A 14,513-nucleotide genomic window follows, 5' to 3' on the forward strand; every position below is an offset into this window, starting at 1 on the left:
CGGGACGTGTTCGTGGGTGCAACCGCGCGGGGCGCCGGGCTATTCCGCGGGTACCGTCCGGACATGACCTCGCCACAGGGATTCCTCGGGTTCTGGGAGACGACCGGCTCCGCGAAGACCTTCACCCACCCGCTCGATCCGGCCCTGCTGGACGCCTACGTGCCGCGGGAGGCGCGGGTGCTGGACTACGGCTGCGGCTACGGGCGGCTGACCGCCGAGCTGGCGGGGCTGGGGTACCGCGGGGTGTGCGGGGTGGACGTCTCGGCGGCGCTGATCGCGCGGGGGCGGCGGGAGCACCCGGAGCTGGACCTGCGGCACCATCCCGGGCTGCCGCTGCCGTTCGGGGCCGGGTCCTTCGACGCGGCGCTGCTGTTCGCGGTGCTCACCTGCGTGCCCCGGGACGCGGACCAGGAGGCGATCGCCGGGGAGCTGGGGCGGCTGGTGCGGCCGGGCGGGGTGCTGTACGTGAGCGATGTGCCGCTGCAGGACGATGCGTTCAACCAGGAGCGGTACCGGCGGTTCGCGGACCGGTACGGCACGTTCGGGGTGTTCGGGACGCCCGACGGCGGGGTGTTCCGGCACCACACCCCCGAGCGGCTGCGGGGGCTGGTGCGGGCGGCGGGTTTCTCGGTGGTGGCGGAGCGGTCCGGGTCGGTGGGGACGCTGGACGGGCGGCGGGCCGAGCGGCTGCAGCTCATCGCCCGGAGGACGGCGGCTCCGGCGGCTCCGGGGGTGGGGCGTCCGGAGCCGGGCCGGTCAGGTCCAGCGCCAGAGTGAGGTGGGTGGCGTCGGGGGCGGGGCGGCGGTCCGGGTCGGGGCGCCAGCCGAGCCGGTCGTAGAAGGTGCGGGCGCGGTGGTTGTGCCAGAGGACGTCGAGGACGGCGCGGGAGAATCCGGCCGTGCGCCAGGCGCGCAGACAGGCGGTGTGCAGCGCGCGGCCGACGCCGGTGCCCCAGTGGGCGGGGGCGACGTGCAGCTGGTCGAGCGCGACGGTGGGGCGGGCGGTGCCGGTGCGGGATTCCCCCGGCGCCGTCGAGGCGTGCGGGAGGTAGGAGGCGGCGCCGACGACCGTGCCGTGCCGTTCGGCGCAGAGCGCGGGGGTGTCGGCGCGGTCCAGGACCCGGGCCCAGGCGTCGTGCCAGCGGGCCTGTTCGGCCGGGGTGTCGAAGGGCGTACCGGGGTGGCGGGCGCTGTGGTACGCGGCGCGGGCCCCGGCGTGCAGGGCGGCGATCGCCGTCAGGTCCCCGCGGGTCGCGCCGCGGACCCGGAGGGCGGCCGTGTCGGGGGCGGGGTGCACGCCGGGCCTCAGCCGCCCTCGGGGCGGCCGTCGATCCGGCGCGGCAGCCCGAGGGGGTTGCCGTCGCGGAGCTCGGGCGGCAGCAGGGCGGGCGGGGTGTCCTGGTAGGCGACCGGCCGCAGCCAGCGTTCCACGGCGGTGCCGCCGACGGAGGTGGCGGTCGAGGTGGTGGCCGGGTAGGGGCCGCCGTGGTGCTGGGCGGGGGCGACCGCGACGCCGGTCGGCCAGCCGTTGACGACCACCCGGCCGGCGAGCGGGGTGACCCGGGCGAGCAGCCGGGCACCGAGGCCGCCGCCGTCGGTGCCGTCCCCGTCCGTGCCGGCGGCCTCCGCGTCGCTCAGGTGGAGGGTCGCGGAGAGGTTGCCGGGCAGCCGGGCGAGGACGGTGCCGATCTCGGCCTCGTCGGTGTAGCGGGCGACGACGGTGACCGGACCGAAGCACTCCTCCAGCAGCAGGTCGTGCGGGCCCTCGGCGGTGAGGCGGGCGGCGGGCACGGTGAGGAAGCCGGCGCTGACGGTGTGCTCGCTGCCGGCCCCCGGGGTCACCGGGGCCTCGACGTCGGGCAGTTCGGCGCGGTCGCGGACGCCGCCGAGGAACGCCTCGCGCATCCGCCGGTCGAGCATCACCCCCGCCCCGGTGTCGCTGACCGCGTCGGTCAGCGATCTCAGCAGCCGGTCCCCGGCCGGCCCGGCCGGCGCCAGTACCAGGCCCGGCTTGACGCAGAACTGGCCGGTGCCCAGGGTCATCGAGCCGGCCAGCCCGGCGCCGATCTGCTCGGCGCGCTCGGCGGCCGCGGCCTCGGTGACCACGACCGGGTTGAGGCTGCCCAGCTCGCCGTGGAAGGGGATCGGGTGCGGGCGGGCCGCGGCCGCGTCGTACAGGGCGCGGCCGCCGCGCACCGAGCCGGTGAAGCCGGCCGCGGCCACCAGCGGGTGGCGGACCAGGTCGATCCCGGCCTGGAAGCCGTGGACGAGGTGCAGCACGCCGGCCGGCAGCCCGGTCTCGTCGGCGGCGCGGCGCAGCAGCGCGGCGCACAGTTCGGAGGTGGCGGGGTGGTCCGGGTGCGCCTTGACGACGACCGGGCAGCCGGCCGCGAGGGCGCTGGCGGTGTCGCCGCCGGGGACGGAGAAGGCCAGCGGGAAGTTGCTGGCGGAGTAGACCGCGACCACGCCCAGCGGGATCTTGTAGCGGCGCAGGTCGGGCCGGGGCGGGGTGAGGCCGGGGTCGGCGTGGTCGATCCGTACGTCGAGGAACGCGCCCTCTTCGACGAGGTCCGCGAAGGACCGCAACTGGTAGGTCGTGCGGGCGAGTTCGCCGGTGAGCCGGCCGGGGCCGAGCGCGGTCTCGGCGTCGGCGGCCTCGATGACCGCCTCGCCCGCCTCGTCGAGCAGGCCGGCGGCGCGGCGCAGCAGCGCGGCCCGCACCCCCCGGTCGGCCAGCGCCTCCCGGGCGGCGTGCGCGGCGCGGACCGCGCCGTCCACCTCGGCCGCTGTGGCCTCCACCGCAACCTGCTCCCGCCGCTTCCCGGTTCGGGGGTCGACACTCCAGACTGGTGCTGCCGCTGCCACCGTGCATTCCTCCTGGGTGATGCCGTGCCGGGTCGTACTGTGCCGTGCCGGGTCGTGTCCGGGCCCGTCGCGGGTGCGGTCCGGGACTCCCCCGGCCCCGGCGCGGGGCCGGTTTCCGGAGCCGCCCGGACCTTGCAGCGGACCGGACACCGTTCGATATGCTGAACGCCGTCCCAGATCTTGAACAAACGGGACTCTATGGCTGTCCGAACAGAGGGGTCAAGGGCGATGTCAGCTGCCGATTCCGGAGGAGCGCAGGTCAAGTCCGCGGTGCGGACGGTGGAACTGCTGGAGCACTTCGCGGGCAGCCCCGGTATGCATTCCCTCGCCTCCGTCCAGGAAGCCGTCGGCTACCCGAAGTCCAGCCTCTACATGCTGCTGCGCACCCTCGTCGACCTCGGCTGGGTGGAGACCGACGCGACCGGCACCCGGTACGGCATCGGCGTCCGCGCGCTGCTGGTCGGCACGTCGTACATCGACGGCGACGAGGTGGTCGCGGTGGCCCGGCCGACCCTGGACCGGCTCTCCGACGACACCACCGAGACCATCCACCTCGCCCGCCTCGACGGCACCAACGTGGTCTACCTCGCCACCCGGCAGTCGCAGCACTACCTGCGCCCGTTCACCCGGGTCGGCCGGCGGCTGCCCGCGCACTCCACCTCGCTGGGCAAGGCGCTGCTCGCCACGTACCCCGACGATCAGGTACGGGCGATGCTGCCGCCCACCCTCGCGCAGCTGACCGAGCACACGATCACCGACCGCGAACAGCTCATCGAGGAGCTGCACGCGGTGCGCGAGCAGGGCTACGCGGTCGACCGCGAGGAGAACACCCTGGGCCTGCGCTGCTTCGGGGTGGCGATCCCCTACCGCACCCCGGCCCGGGACGCGATCAGCTGCTCGGTGCCGGTGGCCCGGCTGACCCCGGACCATGAGCAGATGATCAAGGACACCCTGTTCGACGCCCGCGACCGGCTGACCCTGGCGACCCGGCGGCTGTGAGGCGCCACCCGGGCCGGGTGGCCCTCCCCCGCACGGCGGAGGCGGATCGTCGGCGGGGCCGAGGTGCCCGGCCCGGCCGGGCGGAAGGCTTGCGGGCATGAAAGGTCACGTCCGGCCGGGGCCGCGGCTGAGGGGCGGCCGCTGGGTCCACCTGATCCTGGGCGGCGCGCTCCTGATGCCGTTCTACCTGCTGGCCTCGGTCGTCCTCCCGCTGTTCTGGCCCGGCGCCGACCCGCTGCGCCAGGTGCCCGTGCAGTTCACCGCGTTCGGCTGCGCGCTGCCGCTCGCCGCGGTGGCCGGGCTGCTCTTCCCGCTGCTGCGCCCGCTGGAGGTGGCCGCCGTACGGTCCCTGTGCGGGGTGCCCGGGGAGCGGCTGGCCGACGGACCGGCGCTCACCTGGGCGGCCCGCCGGCGCAGCGCGCTGTGGTTCGTGGCGCATCTGACGGCCGGCGGCATCGTCAGCGGGATGACCCTGTCCGCCCCGCCCGCCGCGCTGGTGCTGCTGGTGCTGCCGTTCTCCGCGCCGCTACGGGACTCCGTACCGGCCTGGACGCAGGGCCTGCCGGGCGTCCTCGGCCCGCTCGCCGGGCTCGGGTTGCTGGGCCTGGTCCTCGGCACCACCTGGGCGGCCGGGGCCCTGCTGGCCCGCTGCGCCCCGCCGCTGCTGGGGCCCACCCCCGCCGACCGGCTGGCCGCGGCCGAACGCCGCGCCGCCGACCTGGCGTCCCGCAACCGGCTGGCCCGCGAACTGCACGACGCCGTGGGCCACGCGCTGAGCGCGGTCACCCTCCAGGCGAGCGCGGCCCGCCGGGTGCTGGACGCGGACCCCGAGTTCGCCCGCCGGGCACTGGCCGCCATCGAGGACACCACCCGCGCCGCGGTCGCCGAACTGGACACCGTCCTGGGCCTGTTGCGCGAGGAGGACCACTCCGACCCGGCGCTGCCCGCACCCACCCTGGACGCCTTGGAGGAACTGCTGGAGCGGACCCGGGCGGCGGGCGTACCGGTCGAGGCGACCGTGCGGGGCGGCCGCACCGAACTGCCGCCGGTGGTCTCCCGGGAGGCGTACCGCATCGTGCAGGAGGGCCTCGGCAACGTCCTGCGGCACGCCGGCCCGGTCCCGGTTCGGCTCCAACTCTGCGTGGACGACGATGAGTTGACGCTTCGGATGGAGAACCCGCTTTCCGGGGCGGCGCAGGAGGGAGTGCCCCGGACGGGCGGCGGCCGCGGCCTGCGGGGCATCGCGGAGCGCGCCCGGCTACTGGGCGGGGAGGCGGCCGCCGGGCCGCAGGACGGCACCTGGCGGCTGACCGCCCGGCTGCCGCTGGCGGAGCGGGCGCACGACACCACGGATGACACGGGGAACGGGACGCCGGGCCGACGACGGGCCGGGCCGGAGGGGGACGCACCATGACACAGGGACCGGTCACGGAGCCGTCGGCGGAAGGGGGCGGCCCGCCGCACCCGCCGCTCCCGCTGCGCATCGTGCTCGCCGACGACGAGCGGATGGTGCGCACGGCGCTGCGCGCGATCCTGGGCGCCGAGCCCGGCCTGGAGGTCGTCGGCGAGGCGACCACCGGGGCCGAGGCGGTGCCGCTGATCCGGTCGCTGCGCCCGGACGTGGTCCTGATGGACGTGCGGATGCCGGAGATCGACGGGATCCGGGCGACCGAGCAGGTGCTCGCCACCATGCCCGAGCCGCCGCGGATCATCGTCGTGACGACCTTCGAGAACGACGCCTACGTCTACGACGCGCTGCGGGCCGGCGCCAGTGGCTTCCTGCTCAAACGGTCCGGCGCGGACGAACTGGTGCAGGCGGTACGGCTGGTGGCGCGCAGCGACTCGCTGCTCTTCCCGGCCGCGGTACGCCGGCTGGCCGCCCGGCACGCCGGACAGCGGGCCGCGGAGGACACCGCGCGACAGCTCCGGACCCGGCTGTCCGACCGGGAGCGGGCGGTGCTGCGGCTGATGACCGCGGGCCTCACCAACGCCGAGATCGCCGACCGACTGGGCGTCGGCCCCGCCACGGTGAAGACCCATGTGGCGAGCGTGCTGGCCAAACTCGGCGTGCGGGACCGCACCCAGGCCGTCATCACGGCGTACGAGTGCGGGTTCGTCCGCCCTACGGCCGCTCCCCCGCCCCGTCCCTGAGCTCGGCCAGCCCCTCCCGGACGGCGGCCAGGTCGTCGTTGCCGGCCAGGCCCGCGTGGTACAGGTGCAGCTCGCCGGCGCCCAGGCTGGCCGCGTGGGCGGCGTCGGCGGCCAGGGTGCGGGGGCTGCCGCCCAGGCCGGAGACGATGGTGAGGTTGGCGGCGACCGTCGCGGTCGCGGGGCGCGGGCCGGCGAACGGGCCGAGTGCCGCGGCGCGGGCCGCGGCACCGCCGGTGCAGGGCAGGACCACACCGTCCGCGTCGGCCAGCGCCTGGGCCGGGTCCACGCCGGGGTGCGCGCCGCAGCGGTGGGTGGCCGGATCGGCGTGCAGCAGCACCCGGAAGCCGCCCGGCGCGGCCGCCCGTACGGCGCCCACCACCGCGCGCCGCAGCGTACGGGCGGCGCGGTCCCGCCAGGTGCGCAGCACACCCGCCGGCTCCGCGCCGAGCAGCGCCTCGACGGCGGCCCACTCACCCTCCCGGTCCCCCGGAGGGGCGGCCGGCCCGGACGGCGCCTCCGCCGACCAGAGCGGCTCCAGGGCGGACACCACCGCCGCCCTCAACTCCCGTGGTGATACGCCGAGTTGGCGGTACCCCTCGGTGCACACGGTGCAGAAGCAGACCGACATCAGGTACTGCGCGGCGCCGGACAGCGGCACTCCGGCGATCTTGTCGTGGGCGTGCAGATGGGCCAGCCCGTACCAGCCGCAGGACTCCAGTTCCGTACCGCGGGCGCCCGGGCGGACCGCGGCCTCGGCGGCGAGGTCGACGAGGTAGCCGCGCACCTCGGGCCGGGCGATGCACGGCGCCCACGGGTAGGCGTCCCCGTAGGCGTTGCGGACCACGACGGACGGATGCTCGCCGCCCAGGCGGGAGTTGTGCGCCAGGACGACCCAGGTGTGCACCTCCAGGCCCGCGTCGGCCAGCGCCCGGGCCGCCGCGCCAAAGGGGTCGGGCTCGGCCACCCAGTCCTGGGCGTAGGGGCGGAGCTCCCGGCCGGACCAGTGGGCGGGGTCCGGCGGGTAGAGGACGGCGGAGTGCCGGGCGGTGACGATGCGATGGCGCGGGTGGCGCGGGGTGAGGGCGCGGGTGGAGTGGTAGGCGGCGGCCAGGGACACCTGGTCGATGCCGAGGCCGGCGAGGCGTGCCGGGGCGTCCGGGTCGCCGATGACGTCCCAGGGGTAGAGGAAGGCGGCGGCGCGCATCAGGCGCCGGTCCCGGGTGCCGCCGCGGCCAGCGCCAGGCCGTGGTCGAGCAGTGCGGCCAGCTGCTCCAGGTGCGCGGGGGCGGGTTCACACAGCGGGGGCCGGACCTCGCCGACGTCCAGGCCGCGCAGCCGGACCCCCGCCTTGACCAGCGAGACGGCGTAACCGCGGCCCTGGTGGCGGAGTTCGACCAGCGGCCGGTAGAAGCCGTCCAGCAGCCGTTGCACGGTGTCGTGGTCGCCGGTGGTGAGCGCCCGGTGGAAGGCGCGGGCGATCTCGGGGGCGAAGGCGAAGACGGCGGAGGAGTAGAGGTGGACGCCCAGGCCCCGGTAGGCGGGGCCGGTGAGTTCCGCGGTGGGCAGGCCGTTGACGTAGAGGAAGTCCTCGTCGGGGGCTTCGGTGCGGACCGCGCTGATGATGCGCTGCAGCAGATCGAGGTCGCCCAGCCCGTCCTTGAGGCCGATGATGCCGGGGGTGCGGGCCAGGGCGGCGACGGTGGACGGGGCGAAGACGGCGTTGTCGCGCTGGTAGACGATGACCGGCAGCCCGGTGGCGGCGGCGAGGGCGGTGTAGTGCCGCAGCAGGCCGTCCTGCCCGGCCACGACGAGGTACGGCGGCAGGGCGAGCAGTCCGTCGGCACCCGCCCGGTGGGCGAGGCGGGCGAAGTGGACGGCGAGCGCGGTGCCGTAGCCGGTGCCGGCGATCACCGGGACCCGGCCGGCGGCCTCCTCGACCGCGGCCGCGACGCAGTCGGCGAACTCCTCGGGGCCGAGCGCGGGGAACTCGCCGGTGCCGCAGCAGGCGAAGACCGCGGCGGCGCCCGCGTCGATCCCGCTCCGTACGTGGGTGCGGAAGGCCGTCAGGTCCAGGGTGCCGTCGGGGCCGTACGCGGTCACGGGGAAGAACAGCAGTCCGTCGAGGCGGTCGGCGAGCCGGGGGCCGGCCGCGGCGGGAGGAGGGTGTGCGGTCACGGGGCTCTCCCTGACATGCCTGCACGTGGCGTACGTGCACGATACTGATCGACGTCCATATCCCTGAACCGCGTTCACGCTAGAGCAGTCGACCTCCACGGGTCAAGGGTCCCCAACTTCCCTGACAGCGGCGGGATGACAAGCGGATTTACCCGATCTGTCACTTGTCTTGACCGGTCATGGCGCCCTCCTTAGCGTGTGGCGTCCACGGACATGAATGCGCCATCCGCCATGGAATGCGCCCTCGAATGCGCCCGTCCGTGCCGCACGGGAGCCGTCCGCCACCCCACCGCCCGAGGAGCCCCTCACCCATGACCACACCCCGCACCGTCCTGCTCACCGGCGCCGCCGGCGGGCTCGGCACCCTGATGCGCGAACTGCTGCCGCCCTACGGGTACCGGCTGCGCCTGTTCGACCAGCGCCCCATCGAGAACACAGCGGGCGAACCGGAGGCCATCACCGCCGAGTTGGCCGACAAGGAGGCGCTGCGCGAGGCGGTGCGCGGGGTCGACGCCATCGTCCACTTCGCCGGGATCTCGCTGGAGGCCCCGTTCGAGCAGATCCTGCGCGCCAACATCGAGGGCACCTACCACCTCTACGAGGCGGCGCGCGAGGCGGGCGTCCGCCGGATCGTCTTCGCCTCCTCCAACCACGCGGTCGGCTTCACCCCGCGCCCGGCGGACGGCTCCGGCGCGATCGGGGTGGACACCCCCCGCCGCCCGGACACCTACTACGGCCTCTCCAAGGGGTTCGGCGAGGACCTCGCCTCGCTCTACTGGGACCTGCACGGCATCGAGACCGTGTCCGTCCGGATCGGCTCCTGCTGCCCGGAACCGACCACGGTGCGGATGCTGTCGATCTGGCTGAGCCCGGCCGACGCGGCCCGGCTGCTGCACGCCGCGCTCACCGCGCCGGACGTCGGCCACACCGTCGTCCACGGTTCCTCCGCCAACACCCGCCTGTGGTGGGACCTGTCGTCCGCCCGCGCCCTCGGGTACGAGCCCAGGGACGACTCCGAGCCGTACGCCGCGGAACTCCTCGCCGCCCAGGGGGAACTGGACCCCGGCAATCCGGAACACGCCCATCTCGGTGGCTCCTTCTGCACCGACCCGCCCCGATGGCCCCACTGAGCGCCGGCCGCCGGCCCGGGCGGTGCGCGCGTGGTACGGACCACGGCACGGAACCCGCGCCGCCCGGCCGGCGTCCTCGTCTGTGCACCGGCACCCCGCCGGGCACGCACACACGCGCAGGAACGAGGAACGCATCATGGGCATCGTCAGCTGGCTCGTACTGGGGCTGATCGCGGGCATCATCGCCAAGGTCCTGCTGCCGGGGCGCGACCCGGGCGGGATCGTGGGCACGACCCTGATCGGCATCGTGGGGTCCTTCATCGGCGGCTGGCTGTCCACCAAGTTCCTGCACCGCCCGATACCGAAGGACTTCGGCGAACCGTCCATGTGGATCGCCTCGGTCGCCGGTGCGCTGGTCCTGCTGATCGCCTACCGGCTGCTGTTCGGCAACTCCCGCGAACGACGGTGAGACGGCCCGGCGGCCGTCCGGCCGCAGGTAATGGAACCGCAAAGGCGAGCCGATCGTTGGTCCCGGCATGACCGCTATGACTCCTGGCTCGAACCTCCCGCTCACCGCCGTACGGGTCGCGGTGGACGTCACCGCCCCCGTACGGCTGGACGTGTCGGGTCTGCTGCTCGGCGCCGACGGCAAGGTGCGCTCCGACGACGACTTCGTGTTCTACAACCAGCCCACGGGCCCCGGTGTGACGTACTCCGCGGCGGCCGGCGGCGACACCATCACGGTGGACACCGCCGCGGTGCCCGACGCCATCGAGAAGATCGTGGTCACCGCGAGCCCGGAGGCCCCCGGCGCGACGTTCGCGGGCACCGAGCCGACCGGCACCGTCCGCAACGCCGACGACGGCAGCGTGATCGCCACCTTCACCCCGCCGCGGCTGGACGCGGAGACCGCGCTGGTGGTCGTCGAGATCTACCGCCGGGCCGGGGCCTGGAAGGTCCGTGCGGTGGGCCAGGGTTACGCCGACGGCCTGGCGGGGATCGCCACCGACTTCGGCGTGAGCGTCGAGGAGCCCGCCGCCCCCGCCGCCCCGGCGGCACCGGCGGCTCCTGCGGCCCCGGCGGCTCCGCCCGTGCCTCCCGCCCCGCCGGCCCCGGCGCCCGGCTCCGGGAAGGTCAACCTCGACAAGGGCCGGGTCAGCCTGCGGAAGAACCAGACCGTCTCGCTGGTCAAGGGCGGCCGCCCGCTCCTCGGCTCGGTCCGGATGGGCCTCGGCTGGGAGCCCGCCTTCCGCGGCAAGAACATCGACCTGGACGCCTCCGTCATCGCCTACGGCCCGGACCGCAAGAAGATCGACAACTGCTTCTTCGGCAAGCTGATGATCCTCGGCGGCGCGGTCCAGCACTCCGGCGACAACCTCACCGGCGAGGGCGCCGGCGACGACGAGGCGATCACCGTCCACCTCGGCGGGGTGCCCCCGGAGGTGACCGGCCTGGTCTTCGTCGTGAACTCCTTCTCCGGCCAGAAGTTCTCCGACGTCGCCAAGGCGTACTGCCGCCTGCTGGACGCCCAGACCGGTGAAGAACTGGTCCGCTTCGACCTGACCCACGGCGAACCGCGCACGGGCGTGATGATGGCCAAGCTGATCCGCCAGTTCTCCGGCGAGTGGGAGATGACCGCCATGGGCGAGTTCGTCGACGCCCGCACGGTCCGCGGGATGGTCAAACCCGCCGGTCAGGCGCTGTGAGCCCGGCGACCCGCGCCAGCCGCTCGTACGACTCGGTCAGCGCCGCGCGGTCGTAGGTGCTGGTGGTGACCAGCACCTCGTCCGCGCCGCTGCGGTCGATCAGCGTGCCGAGGGCGTCGGCCACCTGTTCTTCCGTGCCGTGGACGTGCCCGCGCAGGGCGTCCTCGTAGAAGCCGCGCTCACGGTCGGACATGCCGGCCGTGGCCGCCGGTCCGTCCTCGGCGGGCCGCAGCGGCGGGAAGACGCCGTGGGTGCGGGAGTACGCCAGCGCGCGGGCCTCCGGCAGCAGCAGCCGGCGCGCCGCCGCCTCGGTGTCCGCGACCGCCACCGTGCCGGAGACGACCACGTAGGGGCGCTCCCACAGCGGCGAGGGCGTGAAGCCCTGGCGGTAGCCGTCGATGGCGTCCAGCATCTTCTGCCGGCCGCGGACGTCGCCGATGACCAGCGCCAGCCCGGCCGCCGCGGCGATCCGCGCGCCGGCCCCCGTCGCCAGGACGAACGCCGGGATCCGCAGCCCCTCCGCGGGCCGCGCGTGGACCTGCGGATGGGCGGTCTGCTCCCCCGTGAACCAGCCGAGCAGCTCGGCGAGTTGAGCGCCGAAGTCCTCGGCGGCGTCCTTGTCCGTGCCCAGCGCGCGGCGGATCCCGCCGGTGAAGCCGACCGACCGGCCGAGTCCCATGTCGATCCGGCCGGGGAAGAGCGACTCCAGTACCCCGAACTGCTCGGCGACCACCAGCGGCCGGTGGTTGGGCAGCATCACCCCGCCGGTGCCGACCCGGATCCGGGACGTCGCGGCGGCCACCGCGGCGGCGAGCACGGTCGGCGCGGAGCCGGCCACGCCGGGCACGCCGTGGTGCTCGGAGACCCAGAAGCGGTGGTAGCCGAGCTCCTCGACGCGGCGCGCCAGCGCCACCGTGTCCCGCAGGGCGGCCGCCTCCGGGTGCCCTTCCCTGGTGCGGGAGCGGTCCAGGACCGAAAATTGTGTCGTCCGTGTCGTCGAGTTCACCACCCCTGCTTCAACGTCCCGCAGCCCCCGGGATTCCCCGTCCCGCCCGCCGGCCGCGGAAGGAGCCTTCCCCATGGCGCAGCAGCAGCCGCAGACCGGCCCGGCCGGGGCCGCCGGCCACCCGGACGGCCCAGCGGCCGCGCCGGACCTCCCGCCGCGGGTCGCGACGGTCTACGGCGCCTTGGACCTCGCCACCGTGCCCGCCTTCGCCGGCGGGTTCATCAACTTCGGCTACTGGGCGGAACTGGGCGACCTGACCGGCCGGGCGCTGACCGAGGCGGACCGGGTGCGCAGCGAGCAGGACCTCTACCGCCTGGTGCTCGGCACGCTCGGCGAGGCGCGCGGCCGCAGCGCCCTGGAGGCCGGCTGCGGGCGCGGGCTGGGCTGTGCGCTGGCGCTGCGGGAGTTCGGGCTGGACCCGGTCATCGGTCTGGACGCGCACCCCGACCAGATCGCCCGGGCCCGGGCGGCGCACGCCGAACTGCTCGCCGCGGGGGCGGGCGGCGCCGGGCGGCTGAGGTTCGTCCTGGGGGCCGCCCAGCGGATGCCGCTGTCCGCGGACACCGTCGACTGCCTGTACTCCGTCGAGGCCGTCCAGCACTTCCGTTTCCCGGCCGCCTTCGCCCGGGAGGCGGCGCGGGTGCTGCGGCCCGGCGGCCGGCTGGCGCTGACCACGTTCTTCGCCCGTACCCCCCAGGCCGCCCGGGAGCTGCCCGGGCTGCTGCCGCCGTACGCCGACGGGCTGGACGTGCCGCATGTGATCGACGAGTTCGCCGGGACGCTGGCCGCGGCCGGGCTGCGGGACGTCGTCGTACGGCCGATCGGCGACGCGGTGTGGGAGGGGTACGACCGGTACATGGCCCAGCAGCCCGAGCTCTCCGACGGGTGGCCGCGCCGCTATCTGACGGCATACGAGACCGGGCTGCTGGACTACTACCTGCTCACGGCGGTCGCGCCCCGCCGGGCCGGCGGCTAGCCCCGGCGGGGCTGCCGCTTCCAGGGGCCGGTGATGGCCAGCATGATGCCGGGCTCCTGGATGTTGGCGAAGAGGGTGCGGCCGTCCGGGGAGAAGACCGGGCCGGTGAACTCGCTGTACTCGGGCTCCTCGGCGGTGCCGATGTTGAGTTCGTTGCGGGCCAGGGGGTAGGTGCGGCCGTCCTCGGTGGCGCCGAAGAGGTGCTGGACGCCCTCGCCGTCCTCGGCGATGATCAGGCCGCCGTAGGGCGAGACGGTGATGTTGTCCGGGCCGTCGAACGCGCCGTCCTTGCCGGGGTCGGGGTTGACGCCGAGCAGCACCTTCAGGGTCAGGGTCCGCCGCCGCGGGTCGTAGAACCAGACCTGCCCGTCGTGCTGGACCGGGCTCTCCTCGCGGGCGTAGGAGGACACCACGTAGGCGCCGCCGTCCGCCCACCACAGGCCCTCCAGCTTGCGGGCGCGGGTGACCCCGGTGTCCGTGAACTGCTTGCGGACGGAGGTGGTCCGGGCGTCGCGGTCGGGGACGTCGATCCAGTCGACGCCGTAGACGGTGCCGGGCCGGGTGGCGCGGGAGAGGTCGTCGACGAACCGGCCGCCGGAGTCGAAGCACTTGAACGCCTGGAGCACCCCGGCGTCGTCGGCGAGGGTGCGGAGCCGGCCGCGGCCGTGGTGGAAGCCCTGCGGCGGGGTCCAGCGGTAGAAGAGGCCGTTGGGGCCGGCGGCGTCCTCGGTGAGGTAGGCGTGGCCGCGCCGGGGGTCGATGACGACGGCCTCGTGGGCGTAACGGCCCAGCGCCTTGACGGGCTTGGGGTCGCGGCCGGCCCGCGCGTCGTGGGGGTCGACCTCGAAGACGTAGCCGTGGTCCTTGGTCATGCCGTGCTGGCCGGCCTTGTCCTCGGTCTCCTCGCAGGTGAGCCAGGTGCCCCAAGGGGTGGTGCCGCCCGCGCAGTTGGTGGACGTACCGGCGATGCCGACCCACTCGCCGACCGGGGTGCCGTCCTTGGCGACCTCGACGACGGTGCAGCCGCCGGCCGCGGCCGGGTCGTAGACCAGTCCCGCGGCGAGCGGGACCGGGTGCGGCCAGTTGGCGCGCGGGCCCTTCAGCTCGTGGTTGTTGACCAGGAGGGTGGTGCCACGGTGGCCGGCGAAGGTGCCGGTGCCGTCGTGGTTGGAGGGGGTGGACTCACCGCTGTCGAGCGTGGTGACACCGGAGTGGGTGACGATCTTGTACGAGAACCCGGCGGGGAGGGCGAGGATGCCGTCCGGGTCGGGCAGCAGCGGGCCGTAGCCGGCCGGGTGGCCGGGGCCGTCCGCCGCGCCGTCCGCGGCCGGTGCCGCGTCCGCGGCGAGCGCCCCGGGCGCGGTGGCCAGTACGCCGGCGCTGCCGGCCAGCGCGACCCCCGCGCCGGCGAGGGCGGAACGCTTGGCGAAATCTCTCCGGGTGAGCGGCATTGTCATCTCCAAGATGGCCGGTTCTACTCCCCTGTGCCTGCGCCGCACACGCTCTCGTGCGTCGTCGAACTCCAGTTGAACGCGGCGCGACATCCAGGAAGCAGTTGGGGCCGG

Annotated in this window: 14 protein-coding genes; 8 read left to right on the forward strand and 6 right to left on the reverse strand. The window is 75.2% G+C overall.

All coding sequences use genetic code 11. The annotated features are described in order from the left end of the window. Positions 1-63: 63 nt before the first annotated feature. Positions 64-777 carry a class I SAM-dependent methyltransferase gene (locus tag ACZ7MX_RS26970; RefSeq protein WP_472135822.1) on the forward strand — a complete coding sequence of 238 codons (714 nt, stop codon included), beginning with the start codon at positions 64-66 and terminating at the stop codon, positions 775-777. On the opposite strand, the gene ACZ7MX_RS26975 is transcribed toward ACZ7MX_RS26970, so the two are convergent. Together ACZ7MX_RS26975 and ACZ7MX_RS26980 are read right to left on the reverse strand one after the other, a co-directional pair. After that, complete coding sequence (locus ACZ7MX_RS26975) at positions 695-1,297, reverse strand: GNAT family N-acetyltransferase (protein ID WP_472135823.1); 603 nt, start codon at positions 1,295-1,297, stop codon at positions 695-697. The genes ACZ7MX_RS26970 and ACZ7MX_RS26975 overlap by 83 nt on opposite strands. A gap of 8 nt (positions 1,298-1,305) precedes the next feature. Further along, positions 1,306-2,865: an aldehyde dehydrogenase (NADP(+)) gene (locus ACZ7MX_RS26980; RefSeq protein WP_472135824.1), complete on the reverse strand. Its 1,560-nt coding sequence runs from the start codon at positions 2,863-2,865 to the stop codon at positions 1,306-1,308. A 228-nt stretch (positions 2,866-3,093) separates the two neighbouring features. Between ACZ7MX_RS26980 and ACZ7MX_RS26985 the strand changes: the two genes are divergently transcribed. From ACZ7MX_RS26985 to ACZ7MX_RS26995, 3 genes are all read left to right on the forward strand, one after another. Further along, complete coding sequence (locus ACZ7MX_RS26985) at positions 3,094-3,864, forward strand: IclR family transcriptional regulator (protein WP_472135825.1); 771 nt, start codon at positions 3,094-3,096, stop codon at positions 3,862-3,864. A gap of 97 nt (positions 3,865-3,961) precedes the next feature. Further along, positions 3,962-5,278 (forward strand): sensor histidine kinase, encoded by a 1,317-nt coding sequence (locus ACZ7MX_RS26990; protein ID WP_472135826.1) that lies wholly within the window; start codon positions 3,962-3,964, stop codon positions 5,276-5,278. Then, positions 5,275-6,015: a response regulator transcription factor gene (locus ACZ7MX_RS26995; RefSeq protein WP_472135827.1), complete on the forward strand. Its 741-nt coding sequence runs from the start codon at positions 5,275-5,277 to the stop codon at positions 6,013-6,015. The genes ACZ7MX_RS26990 and ACZ7MX_RS26995 overlap by 4 nt, the downstream gene beginning before the upstream one ends. Here ACZ7MX_RS26995 and ACZ7MX_RS27000 read toward each other — a convergent pair. Both ACZ7MX_RS27000 and ACZ7MX_RS27005 read right to left on the reverse strand, forming a co-directional pair. Further along, the gene (locus tag ACZ7MX_RS27000; protein ID WP_472135828.1) at positions 5,987-7,219 is read right to left on the reverse strand and encodes a hypothetical protein; all 1,233 of its coding nucleotides are present in this window, start codon (positions 7,217-7,219) and stop codon (positions 5,987-5,989) included. The two genes, ACZ7MX_RS26995 and ACZ7MX_RS27000, sit on opposite strands and share 29 nt — an antisense overlap. Beyond that, positions 7,219-8,190 carry a 5-dehydro-4-deoxyglucarate dehydratase gene (locus ACZ7MX_RS27005; protein WP_472135829.1) on the reverse strand — a complete coding sequence of 324 codons (972 nt, stop codon included), beginning with the start codon at positions 8,188-8,190 and terminating at the stop codon, positions 7,219-7,221. Before ACZ7MX_RS27005 ends, ACZ7MX_RS27000 begins: the two co-directional genes overlap by 1 nt. Before the next feature lie 311 nt (positions 8,191-8,501). On the opposite strand from ACZ7MX_RS27005, the gene ACZ7MX_RS27010 reads away from it, so the two are divergent. From ACZ7MX_RS27010 to ACZ7MX_RS27020, 3 genes are all read left to right on the forward strand, one after another. Beyond that, positions 8,502-9,320 carry an NAD-dependent epimerase/dehydratase family protein gene (locus tag ACZ7MX_RS27010; RefSeq protein ID WP_472135830.1) on the forward strand — a complete coding sequence of 273 codons (819 nt, stop codon included), beginning with the start codon at positions 8,502-8,504 and terminating at the stop codon, positions 9,318-9,320. 136 nt (positions 9,321-9,456) lie between these two features. Beyond that, positions 9,457-9,729: a GlsB/YeaQ/YmgE family stress response membrane protein gene (locus tag ACZ7MX_RS27015; RefSeq protein ID WP_030411749.1), complete on the forward strand. Its 273-nt coding sequence runs from the start codon at positions 9,457-9,459 to the stop codon at positions 9,727-9,729. A gap of 76 nt (positions 9,730-9,805) precedes the next feature. Beyond that, entirely contained in the window at positions 9,806-10,966 is a 1,161-nt protein-coding gene (locus tag ACZ7MX_RS27020; RefSeq protein ID WP_472136002.1) for a TerD family protein, read from the forward strand. On the opposite strand, the gene ACZ7MX_RS27025 is transcribed toward ACZ7MX_RS27020, so the two are convergent. Further along, positions 10,941-11,972: an MsnO8 family LLM class oxidoreductase gene (locus ACZ7MX_RS27025; RefSeq protein WP_472135831.1), complete on the reverse strand. Its 1,032-nt coding sequence runs from the start codon at positions 11,970-11,972 to the stop codon at positions 10,941-10,943. The genes ACZ7MX_RS27020 and ACZ7MX_RS27025 overlap by 26 nt on opposite strands. Before the next feature lie 73 nt (positions 11,973-12,045). Here ACZ7MX_RS27025 and ACZ7MX_RS27030 point away from each other — a divergent pair, with 73 nt between their 5' ends. Then, positions 12,046-12,948 carry a class I SAM-dependent methyltransferase gene (locus tag ACZ7MX_RS27030; protein ID WP_472135832.1) on the forward strand — a complete coding sequence of 301 codons (903 nt, stop codon included), beginning with the start codon at positions 12,046-12,048 and terminating at the stop codon, positions 12,946-12,948. Here ACZ7MX_RS27030 and ACZ7MX_RS27035 read toward each other — a convergent pair. Beyond that, a complete protein-coding gene (locus ACZ7MX_RS27035) occupies positions 12,945-14,399 on the reverse strand; it encodes an alkaline phosphatase PhoX (protein ID WP_472135833.1) in 1,455 nt (484 codons plus the stop codon). The two genes, ACZ7MX_RS27030 and ACZ7MX_RS27035, sit on opposite strands and share 4 nt — an antisense overlap. Positions 14,400-14,513: the final 114 nt, after the last annotated feature.

Source organism: Streptomyces sp. NPDC107765 (assembly GCF_055657085.1).